Source organism: Mesorhizobium sp. M0701 (genome assembly GCF_040320365.1).
GTDB lineage: Bacteria > Pseudomonadota > Alphaproteobacteria > Rhizobiales > Rhizobiaceae > Mesorhizobium.
Map to the genome: position 1 here is coordinate 99,438 of NZ_JAMYPO010000002.1, position 25,731 is coordinate 125,168.

27 protein-coding genes are annotated in these 25,731 nt (G+C 63.5%); 17 read left to right on the plus strand and 10 right to left on the minus strand.

Annotated features, from left to right (window positions below):
* Nucleotides 1-276: 276 nt before the first annotated feature.
* Nucleotides 277-753 carry an NAD(P)-dependent oxidoreductase gene (locus NKI24_RS02620; protein ID WP_352743212.1) on the minus strand — a complete coding sequence of 159 codons (477 nt, stop codon included), beginning with the start codon at nt 751-753 and terminating at the stop codon, nt 277-279.
* A 19-nt stretch (nt 754-772) separates the two neighbouring features.
* Entirely contained in the window at nt 773-1,666 is an 894-nt protein-coding gene (locus tag NKI24_RS02625) for a class I SAM-dependent methyltransferase (RefSeq protein ID WP_352743214.1), read from the minus strand.
* 129 nt (nt 1,667-1,795) lie between these two features.
* Here NKI24_RS02625 and NKI24_RS02630 point away from each other — a divergent pair, with 129 nt between their 5' ends.
* The gene (locus NKI24_RS02630; RefSeq protein ID WP_352743216.1) at nt 1,796-2,692 is read left to right on the plus strand and encodes a LysR family transcriptional regulator; all 897 of its coding nucleotides are present in this window, start codon (nt 1,796-1,798) and stop codon (nt 2,690-2,692) included.
* A 44-nt stretch (nt 2,693-2,736) separates the two neighbouring features.
* Here NKI24_RS02630 and NKI24_RS02635 read toward each other — a convergent pair whose 3' ends face one another.
* The 3 genes from NKI24_RS02635 to NKI24_RS02645 form a co-directional block, all read right to left on the minus strand.
* The gene (locus tag NKI24_RS02635; protein WP_352743218.1) at nt 2,737-2,898 is read right to left on the minus strand and encodes a hypothetical protein; all 162 of its coding nucleotides are present in this window, start codon (nt 2,896-2,898) and stop codon (nt 2,737-2,739) included.
* Between the two features lie 80 nt (nt 2,899-2,978).
* Nucleotides 2,979-4,598: a chaperonin GroEL gene (groL, locus tag NKI24_RS02640; protein WP_352743220.1), complete on the minus strand. Its 1,620-nt coding sequence runs from the start codon at nt 4,596-4,598 to the stop codon at nt 2,979-2,981.
* Between the two features lie 99 nt (nt 4,599-4,697).
* Nucleotides 4,698-5,036: a co-chaperone GroES gene (locus tag NKI24_RS02645; RefSeq protein ID WP_352454324.1), complete on the minus strand. Its 339-nt coding sequence runs from the start codon at nt 5,034-5,036 to the stop codon at nt 4,698-4,700.
* Between the two features lie 245 nt (nt 5,037-5,281).
* Here NKI24_RS02645 and NKI24_RS02650 point away from each other — a divergent pair, with 245 nt between their 5' ends.
* Together NKI24_RS02650 and NKI24_RS02655 are read left to right on the plus strand one after the other, a co-directional pair.
* Nucleotides 5,282-5,554 (plus strand): hypothetical protein, encoded by a 273-nt coding sequence (locus NKI24_RS02650; protein WP_352454325.1) that lies wholly within the window; start codon nt 5,282-5,284, stop codon nt 5,552-5,554.
* The gene (locus tag NKI24_RS02655) at nt 5,551-5,817 is read left to right on the plus strand and encodes a DUF1488 family protein (RefSeq protein ID WP_352454326.1); all 267 of its coding nucleotides are present in this window, start codon (nt 5,551-5,553) and stop codon (nt 5,815-5,817) included. Before NKI24_RS02650 ends, NKI24_RS02655 begins: the two co-directional genes overlap by 4 nt.
* A gap of 30 nt (nt 5,818-5,847) precedes the next feature.
* Here the strand turns inward: NKI24_RS02655 and NKI24_RS02660 are convergent, their stop codons facing one another.
* Nucleotides 5,848-6,039, minus strand: coding sequence for a hypothetical protein (locus NKI24_RS02660; RefSeq protein WP_352454327.1), 192 nt, complete (start codon nt 6,037-6,039; stop codon nt 5,848-5,850).
* A 64-nt stretch (nt 6,040-6,103) separates the two neighbouring features.
* Complete coding sequence (locus NKI24_RS02665) at nt 6,104-6,349, minus strand: hypothetical protein (RefSeq protein WP_352743224.1); 246 nt, start codon at nt 6,347-6,349, stop codon at nt 6,104-6,106.
* A gap of 229 nt (nt 6,350-6,578) precedes the next feature.
* Between NKI24_RS02665 and NKI24_RS02670 the strand changes: the two genes are divergently transcribed.
* The 14 genes from NKI24_RS02670 (at nt 6,579) to NKI24_RS02735 (ending at nt 22,372) form a co-directional block, all read left to right on the plus strand.
* Nucleotides 6,579-6,989 (plus strand): DUF3168 domain-containing protein, encoded by a 411-nt coding sequence (locus NKI24_RS02670; RefSeq protein ID WP_352743226.1) that lies wholly within the window; start codon nt 6,579-6,581, stop codon nt 6,987-6,989.
* Between the two features lie 374 nt (nt 6,990-7,363).
* Nucleotides 7,364-7,663 (plus strand): hypothetical protein, encoded by a 300-nt coding sequence (locus NKI24_RS02675; RefSeq protein WP_352454329.1) that lies wholly within the window; start codon nt 7,364-7,366, stop codon nt 7,661-7,663.
* A 64-nt stretch (nt 7,664-7,727) separates the two neighbouring features.
* Nucleotides 7,728-8,393: a response regulator transcription factor gene (locus NKI24_RS02680; protein ID WP_352743228.1), complete on the plus strand. Its 666-nt coding sequence runs from the start codon at nt 7,728-7,730 to the stop codon at nt 8,391-8,393.
* A 10-nt stretch (nt 8,394-8,403) separates the two neighbouring features.
* Complete coding sequence (locus NKI24_RS02685) at nt 8,404-9,831, plus strand: ATP-binding protein (RefSeq protein ID WP_352454424.1); 1,428 nt, start codon at nt 8,404-8,406, stop codon at nt 9,829-9,831.
* A gap of 121 nt (nt 9,832-9,952) precedes the next feature.
* Entirely contained in the window at nt 9,953-10,387 is a 435-nt protein-coding gene (locus NKI24_RS02690; RefSeq protein ID WP_023677823.1) for an RT0821/Lpp0805 family surface protein, read from the plus strand.
* Between the two features lie 222 nt (nt 10,388-10,609).
* Entirely contained in the window at nt 10,610-11,746 is a 1,137-nt protein-coding gene (gene ccmI / locus NKI24_RS02695; RefSeq protein ID WP_352449041.1) for a c-type cytochrome biogenesis protein CcmI, read from the plus strand.
* A gap of 3 nt (nt 11,747-11,749) precedes the next feature.
* Nucleotides 11,750-12,193 carry a cytochrome c maturation protein CcmE gene (ccmE, locus tag NKI24_RS02700; protein WP_352743230.1) on the plus strand — a complete coding sequence of 148 codons (444 nt, stop codon included), beginning with the start codon at nt 11,750-11,752 and terminating at the stop codon, nt 12,191-12,193.
* A 14-nt stretch (nt 12,194-12,207) separates the two neighbouring features.
* Entirely contained in the window at nt 12,208-14,196 is a 1,989-nt protein-coding gene (locus tag NKI24_RS02705; protein WP_352449040.1) for a heme lyase CcmF/NrfE family subunit, read from the plus strand.
* Entirely contained in the window at nt 14,193-14,657 is a 465-nt protein-coding gene (locus tag NKI24_RS02710) for a cytochrome c-type biogenesis protein (RefSeq protein ID WP_084641257.1), read from the plus strand. Before NKI24_RS02705 ends, NKI24_RS02710 begins: the two co-directional genes overlap by 4 nt.
* 116 nt (nt 14,658-14,773) lie before the next feature.
* On the plus strand, nt 14,774-16,330 hold the full coding sequence (locus tag NKI24_RS02715; protein ID WP_352743232.1) for a Do family serine endopeptidase: 1,557 nt from the start codon (nt 14,774-14,776) through the stop codon (nt 16,328-16,330).
* Between the two features lie 300 nt (nt 16,331-16,630).
* Nucleotides 16,631-17,305, plus strand: coding sequence for a response regulator transcription factor (locus NKI24_RS02720; RefSeq protein WP_352454335.1), 675 nt, complete (start codon nt 16,631-16,633; stop codon nt 17,303-17,305).
* 6 nt (nt 17,306-17,311) lie between these two features.
* On the plus strand, nt 17,312-18,781 hold the full coding sequence (locus NKI24_RS02725) for a sensor histidine kinase (protein WP_352591936.1): 1,470 nt from the start codon (nt 17,312-17,314) through the stop codon (nt 18,779-18,781).
* On the plus strand, nt 18,781-21,747 hold the full coding sequence (locus NKI24_RS02730) for a bifunctional [glutamine synthetase] adenylyltransferase/[glutamine synthetase]-adenylyl-L-tyrosine phosphorylase (RefSeq protein WP_352743235.1): 2,967 nt from the start codon (nt 18,781-18,783) through the stop codon (nt 21,745-21,747). Before NKI24_RS02725 ends, NKI24_RS02730 begins: the two co-directional genes overlap by 1 nt.
* Nucleotides 21,748-21,892: 145 nt before the next feature.
* The gene (locus NKI24_RS02735; RefSeq protein ID WP_352679799.1) at nt 21,893-22,372 is read left to right on the plus strand and encodes an EF-hand domain-containing protein; all 480 of its coding nucleotides are present in this window, start codon (nt 21,893-21,895) and stop codon (nt 22,370-22,372) included.
* Nucleotides 22,373-22,482: 110 nt separating this feature from the next.
* On the opposite strand, the gene NKI24_RS02740 is transcribed toward NKI24_RS02735, so the two are convergent.
* The 3 genes from NKI24_RS02740 to NKI24_RS02750 form a co-directional block, all read right to left on the minus strand.
* The gene (locus NKI24_RS02740) at nt 22,483-22,920 is read right to left on the minus strand and encodes a type II toxin-antitoxin system PemK/MazF family toxin (RefSeq protein WP_352743238.1); all 438 of its coding nucleotides are present in this window, start codon (nt 22,918-22,920) and stop codon (nt 22,483-22,485) included.
* Complete coding sequence (locus NKI24_RS02745; RefSeq protein WP_352454340.1) at nt 22,917-23,177, minus strand: type II toxin-antitoxin system prevent-host-death family antitoxin; 261 nt, start codon at nt 23,175-23,177, stop codon at nt 22,917-22,919. The genes NKI24_RS02740 and NKI24_RS02745 overlap by 4 nt, the downstream gene beginning before the upstream one ends.
* A gap of 126 nt (nt 23,178-23,303) precedes the next feature.
* On the minus strand, nt 23,304-25,628 hold the full coding sequence (locus tag NKI24_RS02750) for a PAS domain-containing sensor histidine kinase (RefSeq protein ID WP_352622511.1): 2,325 nt from the start codon (nt 25,626-25,628) through the stop codon (nt 23,304-23,306).
* Between the last annotated feature and the right edge of the window lie 103 nt (nt 25,629-25,731).

Consider the following 25,731-nt stretch of genomic DNA (forward strand, 5'->3'; position numbering starts at 1 on the left):
TCACGGCGGCGCGCCGCTATGACTATTCGTCCATTTTGGCGCTGCCTACAAGGGCGATGAAGATAAGGGCGATGAAGATAAGCGGGAGGTTTGTCGAGGGGAAGACGGCTCCCGCGAGACGTCAGCGCAGGATGTTGGCTGCCTTGCGCGAGTAGGTGGTGTCGTCGAGCTGGGCGAGCATGAACGCCGCTACGTCGGCCCGCGCCAGTGTCGGCAGCAACGACGCCGACCGGATGCCATTGCCGTGGCGAAATTCACCCGTTGCCGCCCCATTGCTCAGCTTGGGGGGCGCACGATGGTCCAGTCGAGACTGGATTGAACGATCAGGCTTTCCTTCACTTCGTGGTCCGCCACCTCATGGCGCAGCACCAATGGCGCGATGATGTTGCCGAACAGGAGGCCTAGTTGCCGCCGGCCGTCGCGAACGCCAAGGAATGAAAGATAGATGAGCCGTTCGGGGCCGGCCTGCTGCATCGCCGCGACGATGAAGCCGATGCCGGCAACGACGGCCGGATCGCGTTTCAGCGGCACGCCCACCCCAAGACAGCTGAAAACCGCATCATACCTAACAACGGCGCGTTCGACTGCCTGCCGATCGGCGACGTTTCCGACGATCACCTTCAGATTTTCGTGGCTGATGGCAAGCTTGCCCGGCATGCGGACGAAGGCGGTCACCGCATGGCCCTTCGCCAACGCCGCCGAGACAAGCAGTCGACCCGTCGCACCGGAAGCGCCGAAGATCAGCAGTTTCATCGTCCGCTCCTGGAAACCGTTAGCCCCGCTTACGCCCGGCGACGAAGGCGACAGGCGCCCCGGTCGGGCCGGGCAGCAACCGGCTGTCGGCATAGCCGCTCTGATCGACCAGGTCCTGGGCTGCGCCCTTTTCAAAGACCGTGCCGCCCCACATTGTGGTGCGGAAGCGGGCGAGGGCGTCTCCCAGTGCATCCGGTCCAGGATTGACCATTGCCAGCAGCAGCCAGCCGCGGGGCCGCAACGCGGCGTGGCTGCGCTTGACGATGGCCCTGACATCCGGCTCGGGGATGAAGGCGCTTGGTACGAAAACAAGGTCGAACGCGTCCGTGTCCGCGATATCCTGGCCCAGCCCGGTGCGCAGTTCGATGCGATGTTCGAGCCCGGCTGCCCTGACGTTGGCAGCGGCCTGCGCGATGGCTTCAGGCAGGGGATCGACACCGACCGCCTTCAGGCCGGGCCATTGTCGCAGCATCGACACCGACAGGGCGCCGACGCCGACGCCGATATCCAGGAAGGCTGCGCCCGATGCGGCGAGCCTCTCCGGCAAACCGGCCAGTTGTGGCGCGATCAGCCGCTTCAGCAACGCCGGGAAGCCAGATGAAACATCGCCGAAGGCCTGGCGTAAACAGGCTTCCAGGGCCTCGACGCTTTCGGAGGAGCGCGACAGCAGCTTGCCACCTGAAAGCAGGTCGACCCGGATGCTGGCCAGCACCGGCGTAAGTTCGATGACGCCAGCACTTGCCACGACGTCGGAGGCGCCGAGTTCGGCAAGCACGGCCCCTGTGCGCCGGGCCACACTGCCCTCGAGTGGCGTGCCGGAAATACGCGCCTCCATCGCCAAACCGAGCGCCACCAACGCATTGGCCGACGTCGCGTGCCGCGCCACCATCGTTCGCAAACCTTCGATATCCATCGATCGCTTCCCTGAATTGGATCAGGCCTATTCTCGCGCGGACGTCAAATTCAGGCGATTTGCAATTTCCGGGCATGCTTGTGCAAAACTGCACAGGTGCGCGGCGAGGAATTGATCTAGACTAGGTTCGTGACCAAGACCGGCGAACCGGACTGGAACGATTTGCGCTACTTTCTCGCTGCCGGCCGCGCGGGAACGTTGTCGGGAGCAGCGCGCGTGCTCGGCGTGCGTCACACGACCATCAGCCGGCGCCTTGCTGCTCTTGAGGCGGCACTCGGGGTTTCGCTTGTCGTGCGAACGCGGCAAGGCATCGAGATCACGCCGCTTGGCCAGACATTGCTGCCGCTCGGTGATGACCTTGAACGTACCATGCAAGCACTGACGGCGCTTGTGCGTTCGGGCAAGAATAGCGTTCGGCTGGCACTGCCGTCGGGCTTCAGCCCCCTTTTTGCCGAGCGTATGGCCGGGTTCCATAAGGCCCACCCAGATATCAACCTGGAACTGACGAGCGGCAGCAGGCCAGTGGACCTGCAGCACGGCGAGGCCGACCTTGCGGTCAGGATCGGCACCGTCGCCGCAGACGATTTGATCGCGCAGAAGCTTTGTGTTGCGGGCTGGTCGATCTATGCGTCCCAGCGATATCTCGACCGTCACCCAATGCCCATCGACCCTCGCCAGTTGGCCGGACACGAGATCATTGGATTTCACGCAAGCCTTGCCGGCGTCCCCGGCGCCAAATGGGTTGAGGCGCACGGCGCCGGTGCGACAATTGTCCTTCGCGTTGCCGAAATGACGGAAATGCTGGCGGCGGCTCTGAGCGGCGCCGGTCTGGCGGTAATGCCCTGCATGTTGGCCGAAGCTGAACCGCGGATGCTGCGCCTTGCCCCCGACATTCTCGGCAATCATCCGGTGTCGCTCGTCTATCGCCGCGAAATCGGGGCGGAGGCGCCGGTGCGCGCCGTCATCCGCTTCGTTGCTACCGTCATCAAGGACCGTGCCGCGCTGATCAGCGGCGAAACGCGATAAGCGTCTGGTGCCGCGCTTGCGTGGGTGCCGAGGATTGGCAGTCGTCACATGGGAGGCTTGTCCGCGATCTTTTTCGGGTCGCGGCCTACCATGCCGGCGTCGGCTTTCCTGTGCTTGTCGGCAAGCCTGCGAATGCGATCGAAGCGGCTTTCCTCGGCCACTTTGGTCTTCGCCGCTGCCTTTGGCTTCGGGACGAATGCGATCATGGATCGATCTCCTTGCCGATGGCGCGCCGGGGAAGAACCCCGGCGGCTGTCTTTTCAGGCTTGTTTCGGGCAGCGGCTGGTCAATAGCCCATGCCGCCGGTCGAAGCAGCGGCGTCCTTGGCCGAAACGTCGGTGATCATGGCTTCCGCAGTGATCAGGAGCGCCGCAATGGAGCCCGCGTCCTGCAGTGCCGTCCGCACCACCTTCGCGGGGTCGACGATGCCGGCCTTGATCATGTCGACATAGACCTCGTTCTGGGCATCGAAGCCCTGATTGTGGTCCTTGCCGTCGGCGAGCTTGCCGATGACGATCGAACCTTCGACGCCGGAATTCTCGGCGATCTGCCGGATTGGCGCTTCGAGCGCTCTCGACACGATCGAAATGCCCGCCGTCACATCGGCATTGGCTCCGGTCAGCCCGTTCAGCACAGCCTTGGCGCGCAGCAACGCGACGCCGCCGCCGGGAACGATGCCTTCTTCGACGGCCGCGCGCGTGGCGTTCAGCGCATCGTCGATGCGGTCCTTCTTTTCCTTGACCTCGGATTCGGTCGCGCCGCCGACGCGGATGACGGCAACGCCGCCCGCCAGCTTGGCGAGACGTTCCTGCAGCTTCTCCTTGTCATAGTCGGAAGTGGTTTCCTCGATCTGCGCCTTGATCTGCTGGACGCGCGCCTGGATGGTGGCTTTCTCGCCGGCGCCGTCGATGATCGTGGTGGTGTCCTTCTCGATCAGCACGCGCTTGGCGCGGCCGAGCATGTCTATGGTGATGTTCTCCAGCTTGATGCCGAGATCCTCGGAAATCATCTGTCCGGCGGTGAGCACGGCGATGTCTTCCAGCATCGCCTTGCGGCGGTCACCGAAGCCAGGCGCCTTGACGGCCGCTACCTTGAGGCCGCCGCGCAGCTTGTTGACGACCAGCGTTGCCAACGCTTCGCCCTCGACGTCCTCGGAGATGATCAACAGCGGCCTGCCGCTTTGCACCACGGCTTCGAGGATCGGCAGCAGCGCCTGCAGATTTCCGAGCTTCTTTTCGTGGATGAGGACGTAAGGGTCTTCCAGCTCGGCGCGCATCTTCTCGGCATTGGTGACGAAATAGGGCGAGAGATAGCCGCGGTCGAACTGCATGCCTTCGACGACGTCTAGTTCGGTTTCGGCGGTCTTGGCCTCCTCGACGGTGATGACGCCGTCATTGCCGACCTTGTCCATCGCCTTGGCGATCATGGCGCCGACGCTGGTGTCGCCATTGGCGGCAATGGTGCCGACCTGCGCGATCTCGCCTGAGGACTTGACCTTCTTGGCGCGCGCCTGGATTTCCTGGACGACGGCGCTGACAGCAAGATCGATGCCGCGCTTGAGATCCATCGGGTTCATGCCCGCGGCAACGAATTTGGCACCTTCGCGCAGGATGGAAGCGGCAAGCACCGTGGCGGTGGTGGTGCCGTCGCCGGCGAGGTCGTTGGTTTTCGAGGCCACTTCGCGCACCATCTGTGCACCCATGTTTTCGAACTTGTCGGAAAGCTCGATTTCCTTTGCCACCGCCACCCCGTCCTTGGTGATGCGCGGCGCGCCGTAGGCCTTGTCGATGATGACGTTGCGGCCCTTGGGGCCGAGCGTCACCTTGACGGCGTTGTTGAGGATTTCGACGCCGCGCAGCATGCGGTCACGCGCGTCGGTGGAGAATTTGATTTCCTTGGCAGACATGATCTTTTCCAGTTCGGTTGTCGTGGCAAGACGCTTGCAGCGCCTGAATCAAAGCTCGGAGCGTCCTTTGCGCGCGCGGGAGGGCGCGCGGCCTTCCAATCAGGCGGCCTTCTTGGCAGCCACGGTCTTGTCGATGATGCCCATCTCGCTTTTTTCGATGATGCCCATGATGTCGGCCTCCTTCATGATCAGAAGGTCCTCGCCGTCTATCTTGACCTCGGTGCCGGACCATTTGCCGAACAGAATGAGGTCGCCGGCCTTGACGTCGAGCGGGATCAGCGCGCCGCTTTCGTCCCGCGCGCCCGACCCGACAGCGATCACTTCGCCTTCCTGCGGTTTTTCCTTGGCATTGTCGGGGATGATGATGCCGCCCTTGGATTTGGTGTCGCTTTCGGCGCGCCGAATGACGACGCGATCGTGGAGTGGCCGGAATTTCATGGGGACTCTTTCTGGGGCCGGCTTAGGCGGCCGCCCCCTCTCTATAGGCGCCTTGGCACTCGATTGATAGGAGTGCCAAAAAAATATTCATAAGGCATATAAAATATTGAACGTATTATCTTGCCTGGTCATGCCCTGGTGTTCGGGTCTTGCGGAATATTAATGAAATTGAAGTTCTGTCTTTGAACACCTATTTTACGATGAAGTTCACATTCATGACTTTCGCTTCAAGGGAGATTTTACCGATGGCCGAAGGCAATCAGAACATCATGGAAAAAGCTCAGGCTCGCTTCATGGAAAATCAGAAGAAGACGGCGGAGCGGAACAAAGCAACTGCCGAATATCTCTCGGAGGCCAAGGCGAGGAGCATCAAAACGGCAAGGCTGAGGGAATTGCGACTGGCCAAGGAAGAGGCGGACCGCGCGGCGGAAGCTCTGAATCCGGTCGCACCAAAGAAGAAGCGGGCGTCGCGGACAGTCAAGAAGGCCGTATCTGCATCGACGGAGGCCAAATCATGAGCCTGACATTTCCCAACCCCAGCCGCAGTTACGACGAGGCAAGCAAACGCATTCGCTTCGTTGGCCATGACGGCATGTTCCAGATTTCCTTCTCTGTCGCAACCGATGCCATTTCCAAGATGCAGCCGGGAACGGCGGCTTCAGAAGCTACCTATCTGGCGGCCTTCGACACGGCTTCCAGCTCAATTCATGACGTCGCCAGGAATGCCTATGCCCGTACCCGCAGGAGCATCTACGTGCTGACTGCAGCCGATTTTCGCTAGATCCTTCGAGATCGCTCACAGGACGGTTGCTCAGGACTTGCGATCCGCCTTGGCTCGCCGCTTGACGTCGCGACTGTTCAGCCGGTCGACCATCGCGTCTGCATCGCGCGTATTCATGCCGACCATGAGCTGATGCTTGAGCTCGACCGGCTGGCCGGTGAAGACGTCGAAGACGGTCCCGCTGTGGGGATGCTCCATGCGCAGTGCGTAGCGGTTTGCCATCCTGGCGTCCTTTGGTTTCCGCCCGATCGATGAATGTCGCTCGATCAGGCCTGGGCGATCTCGGTCAGGCCTGGGCGATTAAGAATACTGCCGCTAGGACAAGCTCCGTCCACAAAACGACGGACAGTTTCAAGGCCAGGCTACCGTGCGCCGAGAGCATCTCCCGAGTGCGGCTGACCAAGCTCTTGATGGTCATCGACATAGTCGGCGCCGCAATCGCGACCGGCGGCGCCTTGACCCCAAGCTTTCCGCAGCAGCGATGGCTCGCGCAGAAACCGACCTCGAATGTTTGAAAACCAGACATCTTCATAGCACCGTTCTTTCAAACTCCATGCATGCCAAATGAATTCGCGGGTTGGCATCACCCTAAAGGGCGTCCGTGATGCGAAACGTCGCGGGTTGCAGGAGCAGGGCTTATTGCCGAGATCATGAAGGTTCATAATCCGCATGAGACGCGCTGATTCGCGCTTTGCCGGGATGCCTTCATGCAACGCAGCTACGCAGCCGGGAGGTCGAGGCGACGGGCGAAGGGAAAGACGATGACCACGCCGGCCGTCGAATTGCAGAGGGCCATATTCGAGGCAGTGAACGGCGATCCCCACCTGTCGGCGGCACTGGGCGATGCAAGATTATTCGACCATGCGCCGGAAAATGTTGCGTTCCCCCACATGACCTTCGGCCGCACCAGCGTCTACGATTGGGCAACGGGGATGGAGAACGACGCAGAACAGTTGCTGACGTTGCATGTCTGGTCGAAATCAGAGGCCAGCAAGGAAACCAATGACATCATGGACCTTGTTAGCACCCGCCTGCGCGATACGGCTCTCTCGCTCGGCGAACATCGCCGCGCCTACCTCAAGCTCGAATTCGCCGAAGCCCGCTACGACGAGGACCTTTCGGCCCATCACGGGCTGCTGCGCTTCCGCGCCGTGATCAAGGACGAGGGCTGACCACCGGGCACTTTTTGCAAATCGGGCAATTTTGTTCTTGCTTTGTGCCGGCAGCTATGCTACTAATTTCCCTATAGTGCTGATGGCGCCAGCGACCCGCTGCAGAGGCGGGTTTTTTTGTTTCAGGTTCGGTTCGCCTGAACTGCTATCGGTTGCCTTGGGCCGGATGCTTCGTCCCCCCAAATGGTCCTGCCCGCCAGATGACGCCGGTTGTCGGCGAAGGATTGGAGGGCTAGGTTAAACATTGGCGATTTCGCGGAGCCGGGCGGCGAAATGGCAATCCGGTAATCTCGCGCTTCAGGGGTGTGGCGGGCATGCATTCGAGCGTTCACCGTTCATATCACGTTCAGCACCGGCGCGTTAGAACGCTGACCATGAACATCCTTCGCCCCCACTTCCGGACCGCGGCACTGGCGCTGTCAGCCGCCGGTCTGCTTGCGTCGCAAGCGATGGCGATCCCCGTTGTCGTGCCCGAGCAGCCGCAGCCGGTCGTCCTCGCCGCCTCCGACTGCTACGCGATCGGCCAGCAGGTGGCCGAGCAGAATGGCGGCACCCTGGCCAAGGCCTCGCAGTCGACACGCGGCGGCCAGCCGGTCTGCATCATCGTCGTGCTCGTTCCGGGCAAGGAAGGGCAGCGTCCGCGTCGCTCGGAGATCGTCGTTCCGCTGAACTGAACCGTGCCGTTTCCCAGTCTGCCGGAATCGGCCTATATCTGACCAGCTTCAACAGGCCTCCCGCATGCGCGTACTCGTCGTCGAAGATGACAAGGATCTCAACCGGCAGATCGGCGATGCACTGGTCGATGCCGGCTATGTCGTCGACCGCGCTTTCGACGGCGAGGAAGGGCTTTTTCTCGGCGACACCGAGCCCTACGATGCCGTGGTGCTCGATATCGGCCTGCCGCAGATGGACGGCATCAGCGTGGTCGAACGCTGGCGGCGCGGCGGCCGCAAGATGCCGGTGCTGATCCTGACGGCACGCGACCGCTGGAGCGACAAGGTTGCCGGCATCGACGCCGGCGCCGACGACTACGTCACCAAACCCTTCCACATCGAGGAAATCCTGGCCAGGGTGCGGGCCTTGATCCGGCGTGCTGCCGGGCACGCTTCGTCCGAACTGACCTGCGGGCCGCTCCGCCTCGACACCAAGGCCTCCAAGGCCGACGTCGACGGCGTGCCGCTGAAGCTGACCTCGCACGAATTCCGCTTGCTTGCCTATTTGATGCACCACATGGGCGAGGTGGTGTCCCGGACCGAGCTGGTCGAGCATCTCTACGACCAGGATTTCGACCGCGATTCCAACACGATCGAGGTCTTTGTCGGACGGCTTCGCAAGAAGATGGGCATCGACACGATCGAAACTGTTCGCGGCATGGGCTACCGCATGCGTAAGCCGGAGGCGTAACGCGGAACCGCTGCCTACAAAACCCGCCGTCTCGAACACGCCGTCGCTGCGGTCATGGCCGCGTTCGGTGGCGTTTCGCGTCATCGCCTTTTCCACGGTCTGGGCGATCCTCACTCTGGTCGTCATCTTCACCTTGATCACCACGCTCTATCGCCAGGCCAGCGAGCGCGGTTTCGACAGCCTGCTTTCGGCGCATCTGTTCAACCTGATCGGCTCGGTCGGCGTTTCCGAAAGCGGCCAATTGACCGGCGCCCCCGACCTTGGTGATTTGAGGTTCTCGGAACCGAATTCCGGCTGGTACTGGTCGGTCGAGCCTGCCTCGGAAGGCGTGCACGGCGATCTCCATTCGTCGTCGATGACCAAGGCGATCCCGTCGCCAAGCGTTGCCGAGGTGCCCTTCAATGCCAGCTTCCAGCGCAGCTATTCAGCGGACGGCATCGAAGGCGAGCAGTTGGAGGTGTTCGAGAGCGAGTTCGTGCTCGATGCGAAAAATCGCGCCGCGCGCTTCCGCGTCATGGGCAACCAGACCGAGCTCGAGCAGGAAATCGCCACCTTCCAGCGGCGCCTTTTGACCTATCTGTCGCTGTTCGGCGTCGGCATGATCGCCATCAATGCGATTGCCATCCTGCTCGGCCTGCAGCCGCTGCGCCGGGTCAGGAATGCGCTTGCCATGGTGCGCGAAGGAACCGCGCAGCGCCTAGACGGCCGTTTCCCGGCCGAGATCGAGCCGCTCGCCAACGAGACCAATGCGCTGATCGAGAACAACAGGCGTATCGTCGAGCGGTCGCGCACGCAGGTCGGCAACCTGGCTCACTCGCTGAAGACGCCGCTTGCCGTGCTGCTCAACGAGGGACGGGCGCTGGGTGGCGCCAAGGGCCAGCTGATCGCCGAGCAGGCCGCTTCCATGCAAAAGCAAGTGGACCATTATCTGCAACGTGCCCGCGTCGCCGCGCAGCGCGACAGCGTCGTCTACCGTACGCCGGTGGCGCCGCTGGTCCAGCGCATGGTTCGGGTGCTGCAGAAGCTCAACCCGCAGACGGCGCTGTCGCTCTCACTGCCGGCCACCGACATCGTCTTTGCCGGCGAACGCGAGGACCTGGAGGAGCTGCTCGGCAATCTGCTCGACAATGCGATGAAATGGGCAAGGAGCGCGGTCGCCGTTTCGGTCAAGCCAATCTCCAGCAAGGGTGGCGCTGGCACGGAAGGCGCAGCCAACCTGTTCGAGATCAGCATCGAGGATGACGGCCCCGGCATTCCCGACGACAAGGCGCGCGAGGTGTTGCAGCGCGGCCGGCGTCTCGACGAGACAAAACCGGGCAGCGGGCTCGGACTTGCCATTGTCGCCGACCTTGTCAACGAGTATGGAGGCTCTCTGGCGCTGGAACGATCCGTCATGGGTGGATTGAAGGCGATGGTTCGATTGCGGAGCCTTCAGTAATGCTTTTCCAGATTGCTTTTCCAGGTGGCCGGCTGCGGCCAAATTTCCGACAAACATCGACATTATGGCCGCGCCAGCTGCTGACAGCGCGGCGGTCCAGCTCAAGAAAGCCGGTATTGGCATGAAGATTCGCGTCGCGCTCGTTTCCGCCCTGCTCGCCGTCTCCGGCTGCACGACGCTCGGCAAGGGCCCGGCCGTTACGGTGACGCCGGCCGCGACGCCCCCCAGCGGCGCCAAGGTGGCGACGACGATCATCTCCGCCATGGGCGGCGGCCTCGTCGGCGGCTCTATCGGCGCCGGCCTGAGCGAGACCGAGAAGCGCAGCGCGCTCGAGGCGGAATACAAGGCGCTTGAATACACGGCGAGCGGCCAGAAAGTGGCTTGGAAGAGCGACAGTTCGGCCCATCGCGGCGAAGTGGTCGCCGCCCAGCCCTATCGCGTCGGCTCGCAGGACTGCCGGCAATACACCCATACGGTGTTTACCGGCACCGCCGGCGCCACCGCGCGCGGAACCGCCTGCCGCAATGCCGACGGCAGCTGGACGCCGCTGACGTAGCTGGCCGGTCGTCGATCCGCCGATTCCGGTCCGGCACCAAAGCGCGTCGCGTTCGACCGGCCTCATGCGACGCGCTTTAGGTTCTTGTTTTGATGCATGGTCGTTGTCGCAAAACCGCTGCACACTTTTGCGCGACATGCATTATCGATCGGAGCGGCCCCGCCAAAGCGTCGCAGCACGCTTGTGTTGGCAGGGCAAGGGTCTCGTTCTATTGGAAGAGCCATGCTGTTCTGGGTCATAGCCGCAATCCTGACGCTGGGCGCAAGCCTGGCGGTGCTGCTGCCGTTGGCCGGCGGATCGAAGAACGCGTCCGCTGCTGGCGATCACGACCTTGAAGTCTATCGCGACCAGCTGGCCGAGCTTGACCGCGATATGGCGCGTGGCCTGATCCAGCCAATGGAGGCCGAAGAGGCACGCGCCGAAATCGCCCGCCGCATCCTTCGCCTGAGCAATGCCGGCCACGCCGACGACACGGCGACGCCGCCGTCGCGGTCGACAAGGCTGGTGGCGACGGCGGCCGTGCTGCTGGTTCCGCTGGTCAGCTGGGGCCTCTATGGCCAGCTCGGCTCACCCGACCTGCCGTCGCAGCCGCTCAGCGAACGCCTGGCCAAGAACCCCGCCGACAGCTCGGTCGACGAGCTGATAGCCCGCGCCGAGGCGCACCTGGCGGCCAACCCATCCGATGGCCGCGGCTGGGACGTGCTGGCGCCGGTCTATCTGCGCATGCAGCGATACGCCGATGCGGTGACCGCCTATCGCAACGCCATCCGCCTCGACGGCGACAGCGCAGCCCGCCAGGCGGGTCTTGGCGAGGCGATCGCCAATGCGGCCGGCGGCATTGTCTCCGCCGAAGCGCAGGCGGCTTTCGAGGCGGCGTTGAAGCTCGATCCGGCCAATCCGAAGGCCTCGTTCTATCTCGCCATGGGCATGGCACAGGAAGGCCGCATAGCTGAAGCCACGGCGGCCTGGCAAAAGATGCTTGCCGCCTTGCCGCAGGGCTCGCCGTGGCGCGGCGCCGTCGAGCAGGCGCTGGCCGAATCCGCCGCCCGCAGCGTCGCTTCGGAGGCGCCCGCGAAAGGGCCGACCGCCGAGGATATCGATGCTGCCTCCTCGATGTCGCCGCAGGACCGGCAAGCCATGATCAGCACCATGGTTGCCGGCCTCGACGAAAGGCTTCGGCAAAATCCGCGCGACGAGGAAGGGTGGATGCAGCTCGTTCGTTCCTATGCCGTGCTGGGCAAGACAGATCAGGCGCGTGATGCGCTCAATCGCGGTATCGCCGTCTTTGGCGCGGACAGCGACCAGGCCAGGAAATTCACCGCCTTTGCCGCCTCGCTTGGCGTGACGGCGACGGAGTAGACGATGACGCGCAAGCAGAAACGACTGTCGGTGATCGCAGCGGGGCTGGGGTTTCTCGGTGTTGCCACGGGGCTGACCTTCTATGCGCTTGGCCAGAAGGCCTCCTATTTCTACATGCCGGCCGATCTGGCCACCGCCAGCCTTCAGCCGCGCCAGCGCATCAGGCTCGGCGGTCTCGTCGAAAAAGGCACGGTCGAGCGTAGCCAAGGCGCCACCGTCGCCTTTTCGGTGACCGACAACCAGAAGGACGTCAAGGTCACCTATACCGGCATTCTTCCCGACCTCTTCCGGGAAGGACAGGGCGTGATCACCGAAGGCTCGTTTGGCCCTGACGGAATCTTTGTCGCCGACAGCGTGCTGGCCAAGCATGACGAGACCTATATGCCCAAGGAAGTGGCCGACGGCCTCAAGGCCAAGGGCGTATGGCAGGAGAGCAAGAGTGACTAGCGGGTGCGGTGACAATGGTTGAAACCGGACATTTCGCCCTGATCCTGGCGTTTGCGCTGGCCCTGGTGCAGACGATGGTGCCGCTGTTCGGTGCGCGCACCGGCAACCACAAGATGATGGCCGTCGGCGCACCGGCCGCGCTGACCGGCTTTGCCTTGACGGCGCTGTCTTTCGTGGCGCTGACAACCGCCTACGCCGGCTCCGACTTCTCGGTTGAGAGCGTCTGGGAGAACTCGCATTCGCTGCAGCCGCTGATCTACAAGATCACCGGAACCTGGGGCAATCACGAAGGTTCGATGCTGCTCTGGGTGCTGATCCTGACCTTCTTCGGCGCGCTCGTCGCCGTCTTCGGCGGCAATCTTCCGGCGACGCTCCGGGCCAATGTGCTTGCCGTGCAGGGAGCGATCGGCGCCACTTTCTTCCTGTTCATCCTGACGACGTCGAACCCGTTCGTCAGGCTCAATCCGGCGCCTATCGAGGGCCGCGATCTCAACCCGATCCTGCAGGACCTCGGCCTCGCCATCCATCCGCCGCTGCTTTATCTCGGCTATGTCGGTTTCTCGATCTGCTTTTCCTTCTCTGTCGCTGCCCTCATCGAGGGCCGCATTGACGCTTCGTGGGCGCGCTGGGTAAGGCCGTGGACATTGGTTGCCTGGATGTTCCTCACCGGCGGCATCGCCATGGGCTCCTACTGGGCTTATTACGAGCTCGGCTGGGGCGGCTTCTGGTTCTGGGATCCGGTCGAGAACGCATCCTTCATGCCGTGGCTGGCGGGCACGGCGCTGCTGCATTCGGCGATCGTCATGGAAAAGCGCTCGGCGCTGAAGATCTGGACGCTGCTTCTGGCGATCCTGACCTTCTCACTGTCGCTGCTCGGCACCTTCCTGGTGCGTTCCGGCGTGCTGACCTCGGTGCACGCATTCGCCACCGATCCGACGCGTGGCGTGTTCATCCTCTGCATCCTGACGCTGTTCATCGGCGGCTCGCTGGCGCTGTTTGCCTTGCGCGCCTCCCGGCTGACGGCCGGCGGCCTGTTTCACCCGATCTCGCGCGAAGGCGCGCTGGTCCTGAACAATCTGTTCCTGACCACCGCCACCGCCACCGTGCTGGTCGGCACGCTCTACCCGCTCGTCGTCGAAGCCCTGTCTGCCGACAAGATTTCGGTCGGCGCGCCGTTCTTCAACCTGACATTCGGCCCGCTGATGGTGCCGTTGCTGGTCGTCGTGCCGTTCGGGCCGCTCCTCGCCTGGAAGCGCGGCGACATTTTCGCCGTCGCCCAGCGCCTGATGGCGGCTTTCGCGGCGGCGCTGCTCGCCGTGCTGGTGACGGCCCTGTTCATCGATGGCGCTTCGGTGTTGGCGGCACTCGGTGTCGGCCTTGCCTTCTGGCTGATCTGCGGCGCGCTCACCGATCTCGCCGTCAAATCCGGCTTCGGCACCGTCGTGCCCGCCACCATGCTCAGGCGCTTCGCCGGCCTGCCGCGCTCGGTCTTCGGCACAGCGCTTGCGCATCTCGGCCTCGGGCTGACAACGCTCGGCATTGTCGGCACGCTTTGCTTCGGCACCGAAAAAATCTTGGCGATGCATGCCGGCGAGACCGTCGAACTGTCCGGCCACAAGCTGCGCTTCGAGGGGCTCTATCCGGCCCAGGGGCCTAACTACAGTGAGGATCGCGGCCGCTTCGCCCTGCTAGGCGCCGACGGCAGCGTCGCAGGCGAGATCACCTCGGCCAAGCGCTCATATCCGGTGCGCCAGATGACCACAACCGAATCCGGCATCAGGACGATCGGCTTCAGCCAGCTCTATCTTTCGCTTGGCGACGAGGGCAGCGATGGCTCTGTGGTCGTTCGTCTGTGGTGGAAGCCGCTGGTGACGCTGATCTGGGGCGGCGGACTGGTGATGATGGCGGGCGCGGCGATGTCGCTGCTCGACCGCCGCCTGCGCGTCGGCGCACCGTCGCGCCGCAAGGCTGCGGCCGGCGTGCCATCGGCGAGCCCGCAATGAAAAGGGTCACGCTGGCCTCGCTGGTCCTGCTGCTTGCGCTGTTGTTCGCCGGCGCCGCGCAGGCGGTCAAGCCCGACGAGGTGCTCGCCGACCCGGCACTCGAGGCGAGGGCGCGCGCTTTGTCGGAAGGCCTGCGCTGCATGGTCTGCCAGAACCAGTCGATCGACGAGTCCGATGCCGACCTCGCCCGCGACCTGCGCATCCTTGTGCGCCAGCGCCTGGTCGCCGGCGATACCGACCGGCAGGTGATGGACTATGTCGTTTCGCGCTACGGCGAATTCGTGCTGCTGAAGCCACGCTTCAATCTGCGCAATGTTTTGCTCTGGGGGACGCCAGTTCTTCTGCTGCTCGTTGGCGGGACATTCATCCTGCTGGCCGCCCGTTCGCGCCGTTCGACGGTGACCGCTGCATTAACTGCCGAGGAACAGGCGGCGCTGGACAAGATGCTCCGCCGCGATTGATCGATACATTACGAAAGTTTCATGTACCGGAAATGGCGCCGTAATGTGCGGCCCTCTATTTCCTTTGTCGAGGATGCCAATCAAGGGGCGTCCCTTGAAAAGAGGATACGAGAACCATGAATGTTGCCCCCAATTCATATCTACGCACCCGCAAACGCCTTCTGGCCGCAGCCGCATCCCTGGCCATTGCCGGCGCGATCGGCTTTGGTGCTGTTGCCACCGGGACAGCCCCGGTGCTGGCCGACGCCGTGCGTGTCGAGGCACCGCAGGTCCCGAGCTTCGCCGATGTGGTCGATCGCGTTTCGCCGGCGGTCGTCAGCGTGCGCGTCAAGGCCAAGATCCAGTCGACGGCCGATGACGGTTCCGGCCAGATGGACGACGAGGACGGCTTAGGCAATCTTCCCGACAACCCGCAGCTGCGCCGGTTCTTCCGCGAATTCCGCGGCTTTGGCGATCAAGGCGGCGATCAGGGCCCGAACGGAATGCGCCGTTTTGGACACCGTGACCGCAACAACGACCAGCCGCGGCCGGTGGCGCAAGGGTCCGGTTTCTTCATCTCCGATGACGGCTATCTCGTCACCAACAACCATGTCGTCGAGGAGGGCACCGCCTTCACCGTGGTGACCAATGACGGCAAGGAACTCGACGCCAAGCTGATCGGCACCGATCCGCGCACCGATCTTGCCGTGCTCAAGGTCGATGACGGCAGCAAGTTCACCTATGTGGACTTCGCCGATGATTCCAAGGTTCGCGTCGGCGACTGGGTGGTGGCTGTCGGCAATCCGTTCGGCCTCGGCGGCACGGTTACCGCAGGCATCGTTTCGGCCCGCGGCCGCGATATCGGCGCCGGCCCCTATGACGACTTCATCCAGATCGACGCCTCGGTGAATCGCGGCAATTCGGGCGGCCCGACCTTCAACCTCAACGGCCAGGTCGTCGGCATCAACACCGCGATCTTCTCGCCCTCGGGCGGCAGCGTCGGCATTGCCTTCGACATTCCCGCTTCGACCGCCAAGCAGGTCGTGCAGGATCTGATGAAGAACGGTACAGTCCAGCGCGGCTGGCTCGGCGTCGAAATCCAGCCGGTCACGCCCGAAATCGCCGAGTCGCTTGGCCTTGGGTCCGGCAAGGGCGCGCTCGTTGCCAGCGCGCAGGACAACGGTCCCGGCAAGAAGGCCGGCATCACCGCCGGTGACGTGATCACCCAGGTGGACGGCAAGGACGTTGCTTCGCCGAAGGAACTCGCCCGTCTGATCGGTGCTTACCCGCCCGGCAAATCTGTCGATGTCACGGTGTGGCGCAACGGCAAGAGCGAGGCGGTTAAGGTCGATCTCGGCAAGCTGCCGTCGAGCGACAAGCAGGCCTCGGCCGACCAGCAGCCTGCCCCCGCGCCGAAGACCGACACGCTCGCCGATCTCGGCCTGACCGTCACCAAGTCTGACGATGGCAAGGGCCTTGTGGTGACCGATGTCGACCCCGACAGCGATGCCGCCGATCGCGGCATCCAGCCCGGCGACGTCATCACCTCCGTCAATTCGGCGGAAGTGAACGGCACCGGCGACGTCGACAAGGCGATGGCCGACGCGGTGAAGTCCGGCCGCAAGGCGGTGCTGATGCAGATCACCCGCGACGACAGCAACCGCTTCGTCGCACTGCCTGTCGCCAAGGGCTGACGACCGGTTCGACTTTTCCGGTGCGGCGGTTTTCAACACCCCCGAGCCGCCGCACGGGAAAGCAAGGGCCTGAATACGCTAGTCAGTCATCGTGTTCCGCCCCAGCGGCAGCGGGCTTCCCATCGCCCGCTGCCGCTCGAACATGCCGCTCAAGGCGTGAAGCAGTTTTAGGCTACGACATGCTAAAACAAAGACTTACCGCGTATCCCTGAATCACTTTGTTCGCGATACGCCATGGAGAAGGCCACGATGCATATGCCGGCCACTCAATCTTCCAGCGAAATCGCGTATAACGGTTCTATGAAGATTCTCGTCATAGAAGACGATCGCGAGGCAGCCGACTACCTGCAGAAGGCGTTCGCCGAGGCCGGCCATACCGCCCATGTCGCCGGCGACGGCGAAACCGGCTTCGCGCTCGCCGATTCCGGCGACTATGACGTCATGGTCATTGACCGCATGATGCCGCGCCGCGACGGCCTGTCGGTCATTGCCGGGCTCAGGTCCAGAGGCAATACGACGCCCGTGTTGATCCTGTCGGCGCTCGGCGAAGTCGACGACCGGGTCACCGGTCTGCGCGCCGGCGGCGACGACTATCTGACCAAACCCTACGCCTTTTCCGAACTGCTCGCCCGCGTCGAGGTGCTGAACCGCCGCGCTAGCGCCAGGGAAGCCGAAACCGTCTACCGGGTGGGTGATCTCGAACTCGACCGGCTGTCGCACTCGGTGCGCCGCGCCGGGCGCGAGATAACGCTGCAGCCGCGCGAGTTCCGCCTGCTCGAATATCTGATGCGCCATGCCGGCCAGGTGGTGACGCGCACCATGCTGCTCGAGAATGTCTGGGACTACCATTTCGATCCGCAGACCAACGTCATCGACGTTCATATCTCGCGGCTGCGGGGCAAGATCGAGAAGGGCTTCGACAAGCCGATCCTGCACACGGTTCGCGGCGCCGGCTACATGCTGAAAAGCGGCTAGAACCCCATGACTCTTTCCGTGCCGGCCATCATGAAGACGACGGCAGCGCGGCTTTCGGCGCTCTACCTCCTGCTGTTCGCCATCTGCGCGGTGCTGCTCGTGTTCTACATGACCTCGCTGTCGGCGCGCATGCTGACCGGCCAGACCCAGGACACGATCAACGACGAGGTGCTCGGCCTCGCCCGCGCCTATCAGCGCGGCGGCTTGCCGCTGCTGGTCCGTGTCGTCGAGCAGCGCTCCCGCCAGCCCGGCGCCAATCTCTATCTGATCGCCGATGCCAACGGCCAGATCCTGACCGGCAACGTGCAGAGCCTGGAGCCGGGGGTGATCGAGGCCGAGGGCTGGACCACCGAACCGTTCTCATACCGCCGCTTCGGCGAGGGCGAGCTCGAGCGGCAGCGCAACCCGGTCTCCGACCCGAACGAGCCCGCCCAGAGCGAAGTCCAGGCCGAAGGCGAGAAAGGCCACAACGCCATTGCCCTGGTGCTGCGCCTACCCAACCAGATGATCATGCTGGTCGGCCGCGACCTCGGCGAGCCGGAGCGCTTCCGCGCCGTCATTCGCCGCGCCTTGATGCTGGCGCTCGGCATGATGGGCGTCGGCGGGCTGCTGATCTGGTTCTTCGTCGGGCGCGCGGCGCTGAAGCGCATCGACAGCGTGTCGGAGGCGAGCCGCCGTATCATGGGCGGCGATCTTTCCGGCCGGCTGCCGGTCACCGGCGCCGGCGACGAGTTCGACCGGCTGTCGGAAAACCTCAATTCCATGCTGGCCAGGATCGCCACGCTGAACGAAGGCCTGAAGCAGGTCTCCGACAATATCGCCCACGACCTGAAGACGCCGCTGACCAGGCTGCGCAATCGCGCCGAGGCGACGCTTTCCGGCAAGCACAACACCAGCGACTACCGGCAGGCGCTGGAAGGAACGATCGCCGAATCCGATCAGCTGATAAAGACCTTCAACGCCATCCTGATGATCTCGCGACTGGAAGCCGGCTATTCCTCGGAAAGCACCACCAGGGTTGATCTGGCCGCTGCCGTGCACGACGTCGTCGAACTCTACGAGCCGGTAGCGGAGGAGGCGGGCGTGACGCTCGAAACTTCGGTGCAAGGTTCCTTCGCCGTCAACGGCAATCGCGAGCTGATTGGCCAGGCGCTGTCCAACATCGTCGACAACGCGATCAAATATTCGACCGACTCGACCTCCAGGCCTACGGTTCGCGTGACGCTGGAGCGTGTCGGTAGCGAGATCAGACTCGCCGTCTCCGACAACGGCCAGGGCATTCCCGATGATGTCGACCGCGCCAGGGTGACCGAGCGTTTCGTGCGGCTGGAAAAGAGCCGCTCGCAACCGGGTTCCGGCCTTGGCTTGAGCCTCGCCAAGGCGATCGTGACGTTCCACAATGGACGGCTTGAGCTTCTGCCCGGCAATCCCGGATTGTCGGTCGTCATGAGTTTTCCCGGGCGGGAGGATCGCTGATGGTGGCGAGGATGGCAGTGCGACGCCTCGAAACGGACTGGCTGTTGAAGCCGGCGATAAAGCTCGTTCCGCTGGATGCAAGCCGCGCCAGGCAGGAATTGTCGGAGATCGCCGACGCCGCGCGGCAAAAAGAACTGCCGCGACTGGCGAAATTCTTGGCAGGCAAGGGGGTCGTCCAGGATTTCCTCGCCGCCGTGTTCGACCTGTCGCCGTTCCTGCGCGATACCGCGCGCCGCCGGCCGCGGATACTCGATGCGCTTTTCGACGGGAGCGTCGAGGCGCGGCTGTCATCGATCGGCGCCGCGGTCGACAAGGCGGCACGCGTAGAGGCCGTCTCCGAAAGCAGCCTGATGATGGAGCTGCGCCAATGTAAGGCGGAGGCGCATTTCCTGATCGCCTTGGCCGATCTCGCCGGCGAAGCCGAGACCTCCCTGACGGTGCGGCGACTGAGCGACCTTGCCGACGCCTGCACGCGTGCGGCCGTCGATTTCCTGCTCCGCGACGCGCATGAGCAAGGCAAGCTCCGATTGCCGGATGCCAAAAATCCGGCGCGACGCTCGGGCTGGATCCTGCTCGGCATGGGCAAGCTCGGCGCGCATGAGTTGAACTTTTCCTCCGACATCGACCTCGTCGTCTTCTTCGACCCCGATGCGCCAGCTGTCGTCGATCCGCTCGATGCAACCGAGCTGTTTTCGCGCCTGACCCGCCGGCTGGTCCGCATTCTCCAGGACCGCAGCGAGCATGGTTATGTCTTCCGCACCGATCTCAGGCTTCGTCCCGACCCCGGCTCGACGCCGCTGGCGATCCCGGTCGAGGCGGCGCTGCGCTACTATGAGGCGCGCGGCCAGAACTGGGAGCGCGCCGCCATGATCAAGGCGCGCCCGGTGGCCGGCGATGTTGCTGCCGGCGCCGTGTTCCTGAAGGAACTGCAGCCCTATATCTGGCGCAAATACATGGACTACGCGGCGATTGCCGACGTCCATTCGATCAAGCGCCAGATCCACGCCCACAAGGGCCATGGCGAGGTCGCGGTCAAAGGCCACAACGTCAAGCTCGGCCGCGGCGGCATCCGCGAGATCGAGTTCTTCGTCCAGACCCAGCAACTCATCGCCGGCGGCCGCTTTCCCGAACTGCGCGGCCGCGAGACCGTGCCGATGCTCGGCGAGCTCGCCGCGCGCGGCTGGATCACCGCCGACGCGCGCGATGCGCTCACCAGGCAATACTGGTTCCTGCGCCGCGTCGAACATGCCATCCAGATGGTTGCCGACCAGCAGACGCATATCCTGCCGGAGGACGAAGAGGGGCTGGAGCGCGTCGCCCGCATGCTGGGCTTTGCCGATGCGGCAGGCTTTGCCGAAACGTTCCGCGCGGCGCTGCACCAGGTCGAGCGCCACTATGCAGCGCTGTTCGAAACCGCGCCGGAGCTTTCGGCCGGCATCGGCAATCTGGTCTTTACCGGCGACGTCGACGATCCCGATACCTTGCAGACCTTGCAGCGGCTCGGCTTCCAGCGGCCGAGCGACATCTGCCGGGTTATCCGCGGCTGGCACTTCGGCCGCTACCGCGTCACCAGGTCGGCGGAAGCGCGCGAGCGGCTGACCGAACTGACGCCGGCGCTGCTGCAAGCCTTCGGCCAGACGCGGCGGGCGGACGAGGCAGTGATCCGCTTCGACGAATTCCTTGCCGGCCTGCCTGCCGGCATCCAGCTGTTTTCGCTGCTGCAGTCGAATCCGGCTTTGCTGAAGCTGATGGCGACTATCATGGGCGCGGCACCGCGGCTGGCCGCCATCATCACGCGCCGGCCGCATGTCTTCGATGGGCTGCTCGATCCGGCGCTGCTGAGCGAACTGCCAAACCGCGCCTATCTGTCGGCGCGCCTTGCCGCCTTCCTCGAAGGCGACAGAGCCTATGAAGACGTGCTCGACCGGCTGCGCATCTTTGCTTCGGAGCAAAAATTCCTGATCGGCGTCAGGCTGCTTGCCGGGTCGATCGACCCGCCGCGCGCCGGCCGCGCTTTTTCCGATCTCGCCGACCTGACCATCGAGGCGGCATTGCAGGCGGTGATGGCGGAATTCGCTTTGCGTCATGGCTATATTGCCGGCGGCCGGGTCGCGCTGCTCGGCATGGGCAAGCTCGGCAGCCGCGAACTGACGGCGGGCTCCGACGTCGACCTCATCCTGCTCTACGATCACGACGCCGATGCGGAGGAGTCCGACGGCGACAAGCCGCTTGCCCCCTCGCATTACTACAGCCGGCTGACACAGCGGCTGATCGCCGCTGTTTCCGCGCCGACCGCCGAGGGCGTGCTCTACGAGCTCGACCTTCGCCTGCGGCCGTCCGGCAACAAGGGGCCGGTGGCCACCCATGTCGACGCCTTCAAGAAATATCAGCGCCAGGACGCCTGGACATGGGAGCACATGGCGCTGGCGCGCGCCCGCACGATCGGCGGCGATGCCAAGCTCTGCCGCGAGGTCGAGGGAGAGGTTGCCGCAGTGCTCGCTCTGCCGCGCGATCCAGCCAAGGTGATGGCCGAGGCATCCGAGATGCGCGCCATGGTCGACAAGGAGAAGCCGCCGCGCGATCCCTGGGACATCAAGCTGATCCCGGGCGGCCTCATCGATCTCGAATTCATTGCCCAGATTGCGCTGATCACCGGAAAGATCGAAGCCGGCCGCAGGGCCACCGGCACGGCTGAGGTCCTGTCGCGCCTGGCGCCGGATTTCGCCAGCGCCCAGGTCAGGCAGGAACTGGTGGATGCCTATTCGCTCTATCTGGCGCTGACCCAGATGATACGGCTTTGCCTCACCGGCGCGTTCGAACGCGACGACGTTCCGCCAGGGCTTTCGGATCTGCTTCTGGCAGTCACCGACCTGCCGGATTTCGGGGTGCTTGAAGCGCATGTCGGGGAGACGTCGCAGAAGGTCAGAAAGGATTTCGACCTTCTGCTTCGTGCGAAACAACCGTGACGGCAACCAGCCGTACGGGCGAGAGCATCGGGCCCAAAATTGCGACCTGCTTTGGGAGGTTCCGATGTTCAATCAAAGAGATAGAGCGGGGGATTGAAGGTCCGCCGCTCTAGCATCGGGGGTGACGATGCAACAGGAGAAGACCATGAGAAAGACAACCAGACTTGCACTCGTTTTCGCAGCCCTGGCCGGCGCCGTCGGCACCGCTGCCTATGCAGACGAGCACTCCGGGGCCGGGCCGCGCGACGGCATGATGATGCGCCTCGGCAAGGTCATAAAGGACAATGACGGCACCATCACCTTCGACCAGTTCTCCGACGCCATGAACGCGCGGCTGAAGAAGATGGTCGCCGACAATGGCGGCAAGCTGACCGTGGCACAGCTCGCCGACGCGCTGGAGAAAGCACGCTTCGAGCAGATGGCCAGGCGCATCATCGCCCGTTACGACACCAAGGGCGACGGCACGCTGACCGCCGATGACATCACAACCCGCCAGAAGAAGGTCTTCGCCATGCTCGACCGTGACAATGACGGGAAAATCGAGAAGAACGAACTGCCGAAGGGTCCCGGCGGTCACCGCCAATGGGACGGCGAGGGCAATGATGGCAGTGACGGCATGCAGTGAGAATTGATAACGCTCCGGCGGTGCGAGCCGCCGGAGACTTATGTGCGCGTCGACGCCTGAATCACCAGATCGGCCCAACTGCGAACGGACGGTGTTTCCACCGCATTCAGCTACTCTGTTCGGCGAGTCCGGTGCAGGGCGCGGCTTGTGTGGACCTGCAAAATCCGGTCGCGCAGATGGGCATAGAAGCGCGGCGGCAGCATGCCGTAATCAAAGCGGGACGGCTTCGTCCCTGGAATGGGCCTCAAATCGGGACCCGGCCAAAGGAATTCATTGATCTCGGTCACGATGATCCACGACGGCATATCGTCGAGACCGAGGTGGGTTTTGAGTGGCGCAGGTATTTCTATTGCATCCGCATGATCAGCCGGAGCTGAGTGGGTAATCGGAACCACCGTTACAACTTCACGCCCCTCCACGATGCGACGGGCGGCGACAATTGCGCAGGGCCGGCTCTTGCGGCCTTCCTCCGCGCCTTTTTTGTTTTCTCTCGCCCAGAGATAGGAATAGGAAATCACCAGACCGGGGACAGGTTTTGGGAGGCTCACGGTGTCCAGTCTTTGAGCATTGCATCAAGTCCGGCGTATTGGGTCGGGACGGCGCTTTCGCCGATGGCGTTCAGCGTCTCGTCGTCCAATTCCTCGACCGGGCGGGCGACCCGTCCTCTGACCAAAACCTCGAACATAGCCGCTGACAGGAGTACTGTATGGGTCCGCCCATTCTTTGTGATTGCAACCGGCGTGCGCTGGGCGGCATCCTGAAAGCGTCCGACATTCTGCTGGAATTCCGTTGAAGTCACTCGCATCACAAGCCCTCCTGTTTATCTAAAATAGATAAAATAGACAGATTTATCAAGGGAAAGTTCTCGCGTTGCAGGGCGGCGCGCAAGCGCATGTTCGACTGATCATGCTGGGCCTGATCACGAAATCATTCAGGCAGCCGCCCTGACCGCCTGCGCGGCTTTCTTGATCGGAATGCGTACCGAGACGATCGTGCCGACGCTTTCGGTCGAGCGGATCTTCAACGCGCCACCCTGAAGCTCGGCCAGCGAGCGCGAGATGGCGAGGCCGAGGCCGGAGCCGGCATGGCTCTTGGAGAACTGGTTTTGCACCTGTTCGAATGGCCGCCCGAGCTTGCTCAGCGCCGCCTTCGGGATGCCGCAGCCATTGTCCTCGATCGTCAGGATCAGCGCGCTGGAAATGCTGCGGGCTCTGACCGAGATGTGGCCGCCTTGCCCGGTGAACTTCACCGCATTGGACAGAAGGTTGATGAGGATCTGCTTGATCGCCCTGCGGTCGGCGAACAGCGTCAGCGAATCGGCGATGCGGGTTTCGACGGTAATCGACTTTTCCGCCGCCTGCAGAGAAACGACGCGAACCGTCTCCCTGATGAGCGGGCAGAGATCGATTTCTTCCTGATCCAGGGCGAACTGGCCGGCCTCGATCTTCGACATGTCGAGGATGTCATTGATCACACCGAGAAGATATTTGCCGCTGCCGTTAATGTCGGTGGCATACTCTTCGTAGCGCGGCGAACCCAGCGGCCCGAACAGCCGCCGTTCCATCAGTTCCGAGAAGCCGATGATCGCGTTGAGCGGGGTGCGCAACTCGTGCGACATGTTGGCCAAGAATTCGGATTTGGCCCGGTTTGCCGCTTCGGCGCGCTCGGTTTCCTTCATGTATTTGCGATTGAGTTCGACGAGCTCACGCGCCCGTTCTTCTTCCGCGCGGCGGGCAAGGCTGAGGTCATGGATTGTCGCCATCAGCCGGCGCTCGCTGTCGACCAGCTTCTCCTGGTGCAGCTTGATCTGGGTGATGTCGGAGCCGACGGAGACGGTACCGCCGTCCCTTGTCCGCAACTCATTCACCTGCAGCCAGCGGCCGTCGGCAAGCTGGCGCTCGAAGGTCACGCCTCCTTGCGGTCCGTTGGTGTTGGCAAGCCGCCGCTCCGAGGCGAAGGCCAGCATGCGTTCCTCCAGAACGGCGCGCGGAGCGCCCGGCATCACGTCGCGATCCAACAGGCCGTTGTCCTGCTGGTATTTGGAATTGCACATGATCAGGCGCTCGGACGAATCCCACAGCACGAAAGATTCGTTGATGTTTTCGATGGCCGTCCTCAGGCGCAGGTCCGCCGCTTCGGAGCGCAGCGCCAGATGCCGCTGCTCGGTGACGTCGACGGCGATGCCGATCAGCTGGATCTCCGGCGCTTCCGGGTCGATAACGTGTGCTCTTGCGCGCATCCAAACCCATTGCCCGTCGGCATGGCGCATCCGGAACACCTGGTCGATATGGTCGATCTCGCGTGCGACGATCCTGTTGGCGAGTTCGAACAAATCGCCGTCCTCGGGATGAATGATTTCATCGACTTCGCCGAACGACAGCATCGTGTCACAAGGCTCGTAGCCCAGCATGTCGTACATCGAGCGCGACCAGTACATCTTGCCGCGCACCATGTCCCAATCCCACAGGCCGCAGCGGCCGCGCACCAGTGCCATGTCGATGCGCTGGTGGGCTTCGAGATAGATGCGATCGGCGGCCTGGGCGCGCGCCGCCTGGCCGAAATAGGCGTAGAGGATGATGATCAGCACGCCGGCCGTCAGCACGAACAGCGTGACGTTGAGTGAGACAGTCTTGCGCCAGGCGTCAAAAACTGCCTCCTGCGGCACGAACGCTGCCGCGGCACCCCTTCGGCCATTCGCCAGGCTCACTGCCGCGTACCAGTCCTGTCCGCCGATGTTGACCTCCATTACCCCGGCGCGGTCGCCGAACATGAACAGCGGCTGCCCGCCCTGCACGACGCCATCGAGCGATCGCCCCTCCCAGTGCATCGACTGCGGCGATACGGCAATGATCTTGAAGGCGCTATCGGTGATCGCCAGTACGTGGCTTCGGCCCATCGCGCCCTGACGACCGGTGCTCTCCAGCAGGTCCTGGATCGCGCCGGGCGCGGAAACCATGGTCGCGTCGGCGATCGAACTGGCCAGTTGGCCGGCGGCCAGCGCAAGGATCGCCTTGGCGTCGCGCTCGATCTCGTCGCGCTCGTTCATCAGCGACAGAAAGCGCAGTACTGCGATGATCAACAGAAACATGATGATGAGGGCCGGGATCGATCGCCGCAACAGCGGCTCGGCTGCCAGCAGCCGTCGGTAGGCAGGTTCGGCGATGAGCCGCGTATTGCCCGCGAGTCCGTCGCTTCGCGCCTCGCGACGCTCAAACGCCGTCCCACCGGGCGCGCCCCACGCGTCCGCCTTCGCCATAAATGGCACTCCCCGATTTTCTGTCCCGCTTGACGATCCGGCAACGCCGCACTTCCGAATCGTCACTAAAGAATCAAAGGTGATTCGCCTTGTCCAGAGGCGC